Source organism: Vreelandella titanicae, from assembly GCF_014697095.1.
Lineage (GTDB): Bacteria > Pseudomonadota > Gammaproteobacteria > Pseudomonadales > Halomonadaceae > Vreelandella > Vreelandella titanicae.
This window is the reverse complement of record NZ_CP059082.1, coordinates 5,221,541-5,234,533: the sequence shown is the minus strand read 5'-3', so window position 1 is coordinate 5,234,533 and position 12,993 is coordinate 5,221,541. Positions and strand designations below refer to the sequence as shown.

The 12,993-nt window shown below is 56.0% G+C and carries 9 protein-coding genes; 5 read left to right on the top strand and 4 right to left on the bottom strand.

The window, feature by feature from the left end:
• Nucleotides 1-7: 7 nt before the first annotated feature.
• On the bottom strand, nt 8-1,639 hold the full coding sequence (locus HZS52_RS24030; protein WP_223828019.1) for an FAD-dependent oxidoreductase: 1,632 nt from the start codon (nt 1,637-1,639) through the stop codon (nt 8-10).
• Between the two features lie 241 nt (nt 1,640-1,880).
• On the opposite strand from HZS52_RS24030, the gene HZS52_RS24025 reads away from it, so the two are divergent.
• Nucleotides 1,881-2,348, top strand: a complete 468-nt coding sequence (locus HZS52_RS24025; protein ID WP_101148383.1) for a VapA/VapB family virulence-associated protein — start codon at nt 1,881-1,883, stop codon at nt 2,346-2,348.
• A gap of 288 nt (nt 2,349-2,636) precedes the next feature.
• Here the strand turns inward: HZS52_RS24025 and HZS52_RS24020 are convergent, their stop codons facing one another.
• Entirely contained in the window at nt 2,637-3,716 is a 1,080-nt protein-coding gene (locus tag HZS52_RS24020; protein WP_190373900.1) for an ATP-binding protein, read from the bottom strand.
• Nucleotides 3,713-4,486 (bottom strand): response regulator, encoded by a 774-nt coding sequence (locus tag HZS52_RS24015; RefSeq protein ID WP_223828018.1) that lies wholly within the window; start codon nt 4,484-4,486, stop codon nt 3,713-3,715. The genes HZS52_RS24020 and HZS52_RS24015 overlap by 4 nt, the downstream gene beginning before the upstream one ends.
• Before the next feature lie 100 nt (nt 4,487-4,586).
• On the opposite strand from HZS52_RS24015, the gene HZS52_RS24010 reads away from it, so the two are divergent.
• The 3 genes from HZS52_RS24010 to HZS52_RS24000 all read left to right on the top strand — a co-directional run bounded on the left by HZS52_RS24010 (nt 4,587) and on the right by HZS52_RS24000 (nt 10,544).
• On the top strand, nt 4,587-5,744 hold the full coding sequence (locus tag HZS52_RS24010) for an efflux RND transporter periplasmic adaptor subunit (RefSeq protein ID WP_190373899.1): 1,158 nt from the start codon (nt 4,587-4,589) through the stop codon (nt 5,742-5,744).
• A gap of 22 nt (nt 5,745-5,766) precedes the next feature.
• Entirely contained in the window at nt 5,767-8,913 is a 3,147-nt protein-coding gene (locus HZS52_RS24005; protein WP_190373898.1) for a multidrug efflux RND transporter permease subunit, read from the top strand.
• 116 nt (nt 8,914-9,029) lie between these two features.
• A complete protein-coding gene (locus tag HZS52_RS24000) occupies nt 9,030-10,544 on the top strand; it encodes an MFS transporter (RefSeq protein ID WP_190373897.1) in 1,515 nt (504 codons plus the stop codon).
• 146 nt (nt 10,545-10,690) lie between these two features.
• Here HZS52_RS24000 and HZS52_RS23995 read toward each other — a convergent pair whose 3' ends face one another.
• A complete protein-coding gene (locus HZS52_RS23995; protein WP_190373896.1) occupies nt 10,691-11,626 on the bottom strand; it encodes a LysR family transcriptional regulator in 936 nt (311 codons plus the stop codon).
• A gap of 172 nt (nt 11,627-11,798) precedes the next feature.
• Between HZS52_RS23995 and HZS52_RS23990 the strand changes: the two genes are divergently transcribed.
• A complete protein-coding gene (locus HZS52_RS23990) occupies nt 11,799-12,923 on the top strand; it encodes a M20 family metallopeptidase (protein WP_138801309.1) in 1,125 nt (374 codons plus the stop codon).
• Nucleotides 12,924-12,993: the final 70 nt, after the last annotated feature.

Here is a 12,993-nt window from a genome sequence, read left to right as displayed (position 1 = left end):
GTTATCTTTACGTTGATCCGGTATCCCCCAACAGCAGGGCGATGAGATGCTCTGACTGTTCCAGGCACTGCTCCTGAAGGCCCGCGCCGCGCGCCCAACCGCCAGCAAACAGCAGCGGGCATACGTTCTGGTTTCCCTCGAAGCGTCCTTGGGCGGTGGTTTGGTTATAGCGCTCGATTTCCGCTTGAGCTTCCAGGCAGTTGGCATCCAGTACATTGTGCTTGAACAGGGTCCAGGCTTTGGCTTCCAGAGCGCTGCCCAGTGGCGGCAAGCGGTCTCGGTAGCCAGCTTCGTTTGGCTCAGTGGCTATGGAGTCGTTCAGGGGCGAAGGGCGCCGCTCGAGCATCTCGCGGTGGGGAATCTTGTTGAGATCATCCACCAGAGAGACGAAGTACTGCGGCAGGCCTGCCTGATTGTAATCACTGTTCTCTGCATCGTTCTGGTGGCGGTTGGCTACATAGTCGATACGGTAGGGGAAGAAGGTGTCTTCAGGGTTCCGTACTTCGATATTGTAGGTACGCCATAGGTTGCGATTGGGTGGCAGGCGGGCTGCAGCGGTGTGACAGACGCTGAAGCTGCGGGTGTAGCGCACCTTGCCAAGAATATGCTGAAGGCCTTGCTGGATCTCAGTCAGGCCGTCGCCAAAGGTCAGTATCGGCAGGGCATCTTCAGCATGGGTGGCCATGATTAGAATATCTGCCTGCCAGCGGCGTTCACCTGAAGCGGTACGCTCGGCTAGCGTTGCGCCCTGGGGCGAGAGCCTTGCCTCTACGTCGATGCCGCGCAAGATTTTGACTCTTGGGCCCTGAGTCTCGGGGTTGGCGATATAAGCGGCCAAGGCCTCAAGCCAGTGCTGGGAGCCATGCTCGAAGTAGCGGCGGTCCGGGGGCGAGCCACCTTCCTGAATGCGGTAATACTCGAAGGGAGCTTGGAGTGGCATACCGCCCGGGCCGCGATCGTCGGCGAAGTACATGGCCGATATGCGTGGATAGTAGATGGTGTGGCGGATGCGTTCCAGCCGAGCTGGTAGCGCCGGGTCCTGCCAGTCGATGGTGATTTTCAAATGATCCGCTGCGGCTGCCAGCATCTCGACAGGCGTGGCGACACAGCTGTCGAAGAAGTCATCTACCGTATAGTGGGGCGTAATGCGTCCACTCTCCACTAGGTCGATGGCGCTTTGATGCACCACGGTGATCAACGGCGCTAGCTTGCCCCCTTCGGCCTGATTTAGCTCGTGGGCGGGGTCGCTGACACCGCGGGCCAAGTCGCTATCATCGGTCAGGGCTATCGCTCCGTCACGGCTGAAGTAGCTCTCGGTATTCTCTAGCGGCTTCATGCGCTCTAGCTCGCCGATCTCGCTAAGCACCGTGCGCAGGCGATGATAGGTGGCCAAGTTGACATCATTGACCCCCAGGTCGGCCCAGCGCCGATAGGGCGACTCGGGCTTGCCCGGTTGCCGCCGATTGCCGAGGTCGACCCACACCGTTTCGGCGTTGCCGCCAAGCGTGGCTTTGCGCTCGAATAGGGTGATTTCTATCTGCTGGGCTGCTTTGCCACCGAGCTTCTGAAGGTAGTAGGCCAGTGACAGGCCAGAGACGCCGCCGCCGATAATGGCAACCCGAAGCGTTGAAGTGTCCATCGTTATTCTCCTTATGCAGTCGTTTGCTCCAGGATCTTCCAAGAGTTCGTTGCTGCCAAGGGCGCAAGAGAAGCTGATACCGAAGTGATCCGTTGTACTTCGTGTGGCTATTGTTAGCAATATTGGTGATGCCGAGCTGATGCTGTGACTGCGCAGTATCTAAGCTGAAATGCTTAGGGCAGGTAAGCCGCGGTCGATGACCGGCCGCCGATTTCACAACATCCGCATGAGGTATCTAACCATGAATGCTCCTCAAAGCAATGTTCCTCAAAACAATGCTCCTCAAACCATTGATAAAAAACTGATCGCCCACGACTTTCGTGTTGCCATGCATGAAAAACTCGAGCCTGAGCAGATCGATGACGTTGCCGACGCTTTGATGGCTTCCGAGAAGGCCTATCCTGCTACTGGCAGCGTAGCCAGCCTGATCTTCTATCTTAGGTTTCAGGTTAACATCACCGATGGCAAGTCCTTCGATGGCAATGCTGGCGGCATCTCCTCAGCGGGCGGCGGCGCTCTCTTTGGGGATGTCTATACCAAAGATCTCGAACGGCTCTATCGTGATACGGTAAGTTTCGAATTTCAGGGTACGCCAGTCTATCTGAGCATTCTGTTCTTCGACGGCGACAGTAATCTATTGGGCCACTTCCAGTCGGGTGCCGTCTCCACCGTTACCGGCGCTGGCGGTGGCACAGGCAGCTGGAGTTGAGTCTTAGCCGTATGCTGATTCTAAACCTGGGGGCGCCCTCGGCGTTCCCGGGTAACCGCGAGCAAGAACGTCAGCATGCTCTCAATCCATTCTTCACAATCCACTCTTCTCCCCTGATTTCCCTCCACCTATACTTCTCCATCCCAGTTAGCTTTCTGACTAACCTATGAGCCGAATATGAACTCTATTCGGCTCGTGTATCTCTGGGAGCAGCGCCAATTGCGCGAGCAGGCAACCACTAAGGATTTTTTCTTAGTAGTTCGCCAAGAGGGTAAACGCGCTATGTCATCACCCCCTATGTGATTGAGAAGGCCAGCGCAACTCGAAACAAGAGCCACCCTCATCAGAGGGGTAGCATTTAGCCTCGCCACCATGGGCTCTTGCAATCGCCGCCACTACCGCCAATCCTAGCCCGCTTCCTCGCTTGTCTCCTGGCATACCACTGTCAGCGTCCCGCGCATGCCGGAATGCCGTGAAAATCTGAGAAGCATATTCCTGAGGAATACCAGGGCCGGAATCCACAACACGCAAAATACACCAGCCGTCGTCCTGGCGCGTTTGGATGATGAGTGTCCCTGGGGATGCATGCTGGCGAGCGTTTTCCAGCAACGCAAGCAATGCCTGACGAATACGGACAGGATCGCAATACGCGGCGCCAGATTGCAGATCAAGGGTTGGATAATGATTTGATGCATCTAGGGCATGTCTACAAAATTCAACGACTGATTCAATTTCAGTAGAAAGATCGCATTTCTTGATCTCAAGGTTCAGATGGCCGCTTTCGGCCAAGCTTACGGCGCGAAGGTCTTCAATCAGTTGTGCCATACCGTCGATTTGGGTAAGGAGGCTTTGAAACTGGGGTTTTTCGGGGGGGAATACGCCTTCTGCCAAGCCTTGCAGGCGTCCGCGTAAAATAGTAACGGGCGTACGCAGCTCATGGGCAATCGCCGCATTCCAGAACGTCATTTCCTTGGACATACGCTGTAATTGGTCTGCCAAGGCATTGAAGTCGTTTGCCAAAACGGCGGCCTCGCCTAAAGAGCGATCACCCGTCGTGGCGCGTGCGTCCAGGTCGCCTTGCGCGACGCGACGCATGCTTTCTGTGACGGAGTTTAGCGGCACCAGAATGCGACGTGCCAAGTGAATACCCACTATCACGGCGAACGCCAGCCCAACCAACGTAGTGCCAACGAGCCAAGCCCACTCTAGCCCCGACGGGAACATGTTGGGTTCGTTAATCGACCCCTGCCAAAAATGGAAGGTAATGAAATAGAACACATAAGAGGTCACCACGACTAACAGTGTGATCCCAAACGCCATTGCTGCCATTGTCAACGCGATTGTCCGGCTCAATCCAATGAGTTTCATTCTGTTCCCCACAGCCGGTACCCAACGCCGCGTATGCCAACGGGTATGCCTCTCACATCGACGTCTTCCAGTTTTTTACGCAGCTTGCTGATATGGCTGTCGACAGTGCGCTCAAGCGCCTCACCCTCGGGGAGGCAGGCGGCCAATAACTCTGCGCGGGTGCAAACTTTTTTGGGCGCGCGTGCAAGGTGCGTCAACAACCTGAATTCGGTGAGCGTCAATGCAAGACTATGCGAGTCTCCTCCCACCTGAACAAAGGCTTCGTGTTGTTCCAGATCGATCTCAAAGGGCGGAACCCGGAGGACACGGGGTTGATGGCTAGCATCAGCCATGGTGCGTCTTAACACCGCCTGAATGCGTGCGACGACCTCGGCAGGATTAAACGGCTTGACGACGTAGTCGTCGGCACCAAAACGCAAGCCCATCAGCTTATCGATGTCCTGATCCATTGCGGTCAACATGATGACGGGCGTCTCACCACGATGACGAACCTCTGACAGCACCTGCCAACCATCCATTTTAGGCATCTTTACATCAAGTAAGACGAGATCAGGTTTCATCGACAAATGCATGTCCAATGCCTTGCGTCCATCTTCTGCGTAGATGGTTCGCAGGCCCGCACGTTTCAGGTAAGCCTGCAAAATATCAGCGATCTCAGGCTCGTCTTCGGCGATGAGAACCAGTGCTTGCAGGCCAGAAGAAGAATTTGGCGACTGTTGAGTCGTGGACATAAAAGTGCCTAATGAAACATTAATTGTGTTCTCCATCATATCTACACATACCGTCGACGTTAATACCACGCTACAGCGATATAGTCCCCTTCAATTCTATGAGTAGGCAAATGTTTGCCTATATCTGAAGGGACGATGCATGACGATCCGACATATTTACCGCAATGGTGGCTTCTGTGCCTTGCTGCTAACCGTGCTAACCGCCTGCGGGCCAGTTGAGCAAGAAGTAGCGCCGCCGCCTGCCCGAGTGTCTGTTGTTACCTTGGAACCCGTTAGATTGGAGCTGACCGAAGACTTACCGGCCCGGGTCGCTCCTTTTCAAGTGGCGGAAATTCGTCCCCAGGTCAGCGGAATTGTTCAACGTCGACTTTTCGAACAGGGAACCGACGTGAGTGCGGGGCAGCCATTATTCGAAATCAACCCAGCGCCGTTTCGAGCTGAAGTGGAAACGGCAGAAGCCGCTTTGCAGAAAGCCGAAGCCGAGCTTGCGAATGCCCGTGCGCAGTCCGCTCGGTTGGAGTCGCTGGTCAGGGGGCAGTCGGTGAGCCGCCAGGCCTATGACGACGCCGTATCCAAAAGTCAGCAGGCCGCTGCTGAGGTGGCTCAAGCGCGTGCCACGCTGTCACGTCGCCGCCTTGACTTAGAGTTTTCCACGGTGGCGTCTCCCATTTCTGGCCGAATTGATCAAGAGTTGGTAACGGTGGGAGCGCTTGTCGGTAGCAGCGATAGCACGCCCATGGCCCGTGTTCAGCAGATCGATAAAGTTTATGTCGATGTTCAGCGTTCGGCTTCCTCACTTGAATCGCTTCAAGATGCGATGGCGGCGCAACCTTCGCTAGATAATGGTTTACCGGTCACCATCCTCGGCAGCAACGGTACACCCTACGATGTCACCGGACACATTCTTTTTTCGGGCATCAATGTGGATGCCAGCACGGGTGACCTTTTACTGCGTGTACTCGTGGACAATCCCAATCGACGCCTGCTGCCCGGTATGTTTGTGCGCGCCCGCGTGCCCTACGCACGCTATGACAACGCGTTGACGGTGCCGCAACAGTCCGTGGTGCGCATCGGCGGTAAGCCCTACGTGTGGTTGATTGGTGACAGCGACAAGGCGGTGATGGTCTCAGTGGAGCTTGGTGAATTGGCGAACGGTAATTATCGGATTAAGACGGGGGTGACAGAGGGGCAGAAGGTTGTCGTCGAGGGTATAGAGCGACTTTCTGATGGTGTCGAAGTCAGCGCGACTGATTGGCATAGGTCATCGCCTCTTGAGGCTTCAGTGGCATCTTCTTAATTAAGCTTCAGGAGTCTCCGCAATGCCTCAGTTCTTCATCCAGCGCCCAGTCTTCGCGTGGGTGGTCGCGTTGTTTATTATCTTGGCGGGTGTGATCGCGATTCCTAAGTTGCCGGTCGCTCACTACCCCTCGGTAGCGCCCCCTTCGGTGACCATTACCGCGACATATCCGGGTGCCACACCGCAGACCATGAATGACGCCGTGCTCAGTCTCATCGAACGAGAACTGTCCAGCGTCAAGAATCTGCTGTACTTCGAATCGTCGGCGGACTCTTCAGGGTCGGCCTCTGTCACCGCCACCTTCAAGCCAGGGACAAATCCGGAACTGGCTCAAGTGGATGTGCAGAATAGACTCAAGGCAGTCGAGCCTCGGTTACCCCAGGCGGTTCGTCAGGATGGGCTGAGCGTCGAGTCAGCGTCATCCAGTTTTCTGATGATCGTAGGTCTGAATTCCGATGATGGGCGCTTTGATGAGATTGCCCTGAACGATTATATGGCCCGCAATATCGTCGAGGAGCTGCGCCGCATTGACGGTGTCGGTCGTGTGCAGCTGTTCGGTGCTGAGCAGGCAATGCGAATCTGGATAGAGCCGGAGAAGCTGATTGCTTTCGGCTTGTCGGTGAATGATCTCTCGACCGCGATCACGGAGCAGAACGCACCGATTGTGCCGGGCAGCATCGGCGCGTCTCCGGCCTTACCCGGCCAAAAGGTGTCCTCGCTGTTGACCGCACAGGGGCAATTGAGCACGCCGGAAGAGTTCGCCGCTATCGTGCTTCGCGCTAATGTCGACGGCTCTAAAGTGGTGTTGGGCGATGTGGCGCGAGTCGAGTTGGGCGCCCAATCCTACGGCTTCTCCAATCGTGAGAATGGCCAGCCAGCGACGGCGGCAGCCATACAGCTGGCACCCGGTGCCAATGCTGTCCGCACGTCGGAAAGTGTGCAAGCGCGTTTGGCTGAGTTAAACCAGGCGCTACCCGCGGGTATGAGCTCATCGGTCCCCTTTAATACGGCCCCGTTCGTTAAGGTTTCTATCGAGAAGGTCATCCATACCCTTATCGAGGCGATGGTATTGGTGTTCCTGGTGATGCTGCTGTTTCTACAGAACATCCGTTACACGCTGATTCCCGCACTGGTCGCGCCGATTGCGTTGTTGGGGACCTTCGCGGTGATGCTGCTGGCAGGTTTCTCAATCAACGTGCTGACGATGTTTGGCATGGTGTTGGCGATTGGCATCATCGTCGATGACGCTATCGTGGTGGTCGAGAACGTTGAGCGCATCATGGCCAAAGAGGGATTGTCGCCAAAGGACGCCACCATCAAGGCGATGAAGGAAATTACTGGTGCGGTGGTGGGCATCACCCTGGTATTGACGGTGGTGTTTATCCCGATGGCCTTCTCGAGTGGCTCGGTCGGTGTGATCTACCAGCAATTCGCGCTGGCGATGGTGGTCTCGATTCTGTTCTCAGCGTTTCTGGCGTTGACGCTAACACCGGCGCTATGCGCCACCCTTCTCAAACCCATTAAGCCGGGGCACCACGACAAAGGCGGTTTCTTCGGCGTGTTCAACCGGTCGCTTAAACGTATGACCGCCCGTTACGAATCGCGTGTGGGGAAACTGGTCGCCCGCAGCGGTCGGGTCATGCTGGTGTTTGTGGTCATCGCAGGTGTGCTGGTGTTCGCCTTCCGCCAGTTGCCTTCGGCTTTTCTGCCGGAAGAGGATCAAGGCTATTTCATGACCAGTATCCAGTTACCTGCCAATGCGACCACCGAGCGTACCTTGGATGTCGTCAAGGCGTATGAGGAGTACGTCATGGCGCGCCCTGCAGTGGACGGCAATATGTCTATTTTGGGCTTCGGGTTCTCTGGGTCTGGCGCGAATACAGCGCTGACGTTCACCACGCTAAAGGAGTGGGGGAAGCGCGACGGTGCCACGGCGGCGAGTGAAGCGGAAGGAGCTCAGGCAGCCATGAGTCAATTGAACGAAGGGACGGTGATGAGTATGTTGCCGCCGGCCATTGATGAATTGGGTACCAAGTCCGGCTTTACGATGTTCTTGCAGGATCGCCGCAACCAGGGGCCGGCCGCCCTTAAGGCTGCCGAGACGACGCTGCTGGAACTGGCGGCGCAGAGCAAGGTAGTTAGTGACGTCTATTCCGACGGCCTTCCGGAAGGGGCGAGCATTCGTCTTGACATCGATCGCCAGAAAGCCGAAGCGCTCGGCGTGTCGTTCGCCAACATTAGCGAAATCCTGTCTACCGCGATGGGGTCGTCCTACATCAACGATTTCCCGAATGAGGGCCGGATGCAGCAGGTGATTATGCAAGCGGATGCGTCGGCACGCATGCAGGTCGACGACGTGCTCAAGCTGCATGTGCGAAATAGCAGGGGGGGCATGGTTTCCCTGTCAGAGGTGGTGACTCCGGTGTGGGACGAAACACCGCTACAAATGGTGCGCTACCTGGGCTATCCCGCCACCAGCATTTCCGGCAGTGCGGCGAAGGGGGCTTCCACTGGTGATGCCATGGCTGAAATGGAGCGTCTGGCGCAGCAACTTCCGCCCGGTTTCGCAGTGGCCTGGACGGGGCAGTCCCTTCAGGAGCGCCAGTCCGCTGCTCAGGCACCCATGCTGGTTGCGCTATCCATCCTGGCGGTGTTTCTGGTGTTAGCCGCTCTCTACGAGAGCTGGTCCATTCCGCTGTCGGTCATCCTGGTTGTGCCGCTGGGGTTGCTGGGGGCGGTGGCTGCTATGTTGCTGCGTGACCTGCCTAACGATGTGTTCTTCAAAGTCGGTATGGTCACCGTGATCGGGTTGTCTGCGAAAAACGCGATCTTGATCGTTGAGTTCGCAAAACAGTTGCGTGAGCAAGGTAAGGGGCTGATGGAGGCCGCGGTGGAAGCCGCCAGCCTGCGCCTGCGTCCGATCCTTATGACCTCACTCGCTTTCGGCTTGGGAGTGGTGCCGTTGATGGTCGCGTTTGGCGCCAGTGCTAAAACCCAGCATGCGATAGGCACGGGCGTTTTCGGCGGCATGGTTAGCGGAACGCTTCTGGTGATTCTCTTTGTTCCGGTGTTCTTCGTTTTCGTGATAGGCCTTCAGGAACGGGTGAATGGCTGGCGTACTGCTCGTCGCCCCTCATCCTTACAACCTCATAACGATATAGAGCATTAATGCCATGCGCCGACTGATTCTGCCTGTCGTGCTAACGCTGTCGGCGTCCCCTGTGTCAGACACCTTTTCAGTGGCAGCGTTGGAAGTGACATCATTATCTAGGAGTTAAGTGGCTAATGCTTTCTGCTATCCCACAACGTTGGCTAGTTCTGTTTGCTGTAATGCTGGCGTTCCTGCCCGTTGTCATCGACATGACGATCCTGCACGTCGCTATACCTGTACTGACGCCGGCGCTAGGTGCCACTGGCACCGAAGTGCTGTGGATCATCGATATTTATCCGCTGCTGATGGCGGGCCTGCTGGTGCCGATGGGCACGCTGGCTGACCGAATCGGTACGCGTCGTGTGCTGCTGACCGGACTCTTGGTGTTCGGGGTGGCGTCACTACTGGCGGCATTCTCGACGACACCCGTCATGTTGATCGGTGCTCGAGTGCTGCTCGCCATTGGCGGATCGATGATTATGCCTTGTGTGCTAGGTGTTATCCGCAAAACCTTCGAAGATGAGCGCGAGCGTGCGATGGCGCTTGGCCTATGGGGAACGGTTGGGGCCGCAGGCGCGGCAGTTGGCCCATTGATTGGTGGTGTCTTGTTGGAACATTACTGGTGGGGCTCGGTATTCCTCATCAATGTGCCCATCATGCTAGTGGTGGCGCCGGTCGCCTATGCGCTGCTGCCCCGCCACGAGGCTACGACGCCAGGCAAATGGGCTTTCGGTCAGGCCTTGATTTTGCTTGTTGGTATCATCTCGGTGGTTTACGGCATCAAGTCTGGGGTGGGTGCGGGGCAGCCGCTGTGGCGTGCAGGGTTGGTGCTCTTCCTGGGACTAGCGATGCTGACCTGGTTTGCACGTATCCAGTTGCGTTCGGCGGAGCCGATGCTGGACTTATCGCTATTTCGCCATCCGGCCATTGTTGCTGGCATGGTGATGGCGCTAGTGGCTTCCGGCGCACTGGCAGGTGTCGAACTGACGCTGGCGCAAGAGCTGCAATATGTGCTGGACAAGACGCCGCTGCAGGCCGGTTTGTTCATGGTGCCGATCATGGCGGCCGCTGCAGTCGGTGGGCCCGTTGCAGGTTACCTGTCCAACCGGTTTGGCTTACGGCTGGTGGCCAGTATGTCGATGGCGTTAGCGGCTGCAGCGTTGGGCTACTTGGCGCAGGCTGACTTCCACGCGCCTGACTGGACAGTGCCAACAGCTTTGGCCGTGCTGGGGCTCACCCTGAGCATCGGCCTGACCGCTTCCTCAATTGCCATTATGGGGGCCGTGGATGCCAGTAAAGGAGGGGCTGCAGGCTCTTTGGAAGCCACCGGCTATGAATTGGGCAGTGGGCTCGGTATTACCCTGTTCGGGGTTTTCATGGCGAGCGTCTATACCAGCACTATTGTACTGCCGCCACACTTGGAGCCAGCCCTCGGTGCACAGGCAGCGCGCTCAATGAGCGACAGCATCGTTGTGGCACAAGGACTGGCTGCAGATCAGGCGGATGCACTCATCATGGCCGCGAAGGCGGCATTCTCCACCACGCACTCGATCTTGCTAACAGCTGCTGCGATTCTCATCGCCTTGCTGTCGGTGGTGGTTTTTCTGATGCTGGGTAGCCACCCAGACAAGGTGGGTGCGCACGAGTGATGTCGGTCGGGCACTGGTACATCCATGTGGTTCTAGCCCCGGTGTTAGCTGTTAAGGTAAGCGTGGCGGGTTGCCTTGGCAGTTTCATATGGGGGCATTACTGGGCGCGAATTACTCCCCAAATTTAACCGCTACCTGATTTAAGCTCAGCGCTTCCCGGCAGACTGTGATTGCATTGAGCTCGCGAGTACTTTCCATAGGTGTTCAGCGGCAGGAGTGAACCTTCTTCCTTGGCTACGGATGAGATGGCAGGTAGCGGTATGCGATAAAGGGTGCTCGACAGGGATCGCAACGATATCACCACGATCCACCAATGGGCGGGCAGACTGCCGCGTCATGAAGGCAATACCTAGCCCTGATATTGCGAGCGCAATAGCCGTTGAAAAATGATTGCACTGGTAAGCGGGCAGAGGGGCTAGGTGTTGGCTGCTGAACATTTCATTGATGTACTGTTGGATGCCGAATTGTTCTGCCATAAAGATCAATCGCTGGGGGGCCAGGGTTTCAAGCGTAATGGCTTCAAGGCCTGCCAAAGCATGATGTGGCGGCACTATGGCGCAAATGGGGCCGCGGTTAAAACTGCGAACCATGACCGGAGGATCGCCTAATGGACCAAAGCTGATCGCCATGTCCACTTTGCCCCGCAGCATCATGTTGATTGTTTCACTCATGTTGCCAGAGTGAATATCGACAAACACATCAGGGTAATCTGCACTGAACTGTTGGAGAGGCCCTTCCACAAATTCACTGATCATACCCTGCCCGACTCGTAGGCTGACACTGCCTCGACGCAAGTGGCGCATATCCTGCAGTGTCTCGGCTAACTGACGCCGCCGATACAGCATTTCCCGGTGGTGCTCGATCAGTAGCTTTCCCGCCTGGGTCACCGTGACGTTCCTTCCCTGTTTTTCGAGCAAGGGAATTTGCAGATGGCGCTCAAGCAGTGCTATTTGCCGGCTAATGGCCGAAGGGTTAACGCCGACTGACTCGGCAGCCGCTCTAACACCTCCTTGCATGGCAACCTCGTAAAGGTAAGCCAGTCGATGCTCGGTAATTCCCTGGTCTATGCGTTGTTGCACCATTCTCTCTATCCTTCACCGGCTTCTTAACCGTTGCTTTGAACGCAACGATTCGGCTGCGTGCTTCTTATTCTTTCCTTGTTACGCCCCTCACATACTGACCGTGCGCCTAATAGCACAACGCTGTTCTGAGTTGCTGCTGTTTAGAGGCTGTCATTCTTACTCGAGAGGCTATATGAATACCCTTCACACTTATCTGCAAGAGCATCAGCGTTCTATTCTCGATGATATTGAAGCGTTGGTACGTGCTGAATCGCCATCAAATGATAAAGCCGCAGTGGACGCCTGTGGTCAAATGTTGCGCCAGTTATTTCAAGACCGGCTCCAATGTCAGGCGGAAACGTTCCCACAAACTGAAAAGGGCGATCATCTTGGCTTCACGCTAGGAGAGGGGGATCGTCAGATTCTTATTTTGGGGCATTTCGACACGGTTTGGGATATCGGCCGGCTCGCTATCCGCCGTGAGACGGACAAGTTTTACGGTCCCGGCATTTTGGATATGAAAGCAGGTATTGTTCAAGCCATTTGGGCTGTCAAAGCACTCGTTGAACTCGATGCGCTTCCCAATGCCCGTATTCGTTTTCTATGTACCAGTGATGAGGAGTTAGGTAGCCCTACCTCGCGACAACGAATTGAGGAGGAGTCGGTTGCGAGCGATGTGGTGCTGGTTGTTGAACCTGCCACGGCTAATGGCAGCGCTTTGAAAACGGCACGTAAAGGCTCTGGACGCTTTTACATGCATATAACGGGTAAAGCAGCTCATGCGGGCAATAACCCTGAAGAAGGGGTGAGTGCGATTGAGGAGTTGTCCCACCAGATTCAGTACTTACATAGTCTGGCCGACCCCGGCCTGGGAACCACAGTGAATGTTGGGATGGTACGTGGCGGTGGCCCACTTAATGTCGTGCCGGAGGAAGCTGAGTTAGGTATTGATGTTCGGGTAACGACGCTGGAAGAAGCCGGGCGGCTCTACAATGCCATTTATCAAAGTACCCCATTTCATCCCAGCGTAACGCTAACCGTTAGCGGTGACATGACGCGCCCGCCGATGGAGCGAACACATGCTACGGCTCGTCTGTTTGAACTTGCCCAGCACGCTGCCGGTGCATTCGGCATTGAGCTTACGGAAGCCTCGGTAGGTGGAGGAAGCGACGGCAATTTCGCTGCAGCCAAAGGTATTCCCACCCTTGATGGGCTGGGTGCAACTGGCGCTGCCCCCCATGCGGAATATGAGCACATTGAAATAGCCTCAATTGTACCGCGTGCGGCGATCCTGGCGGCGTTGATACGGCAGGTCTGATACGCCATTCAGCCGTTTGTCAGTGCGTTAAATAAATAACTATATGAAAAAATATTCAGGAAATTTCAAC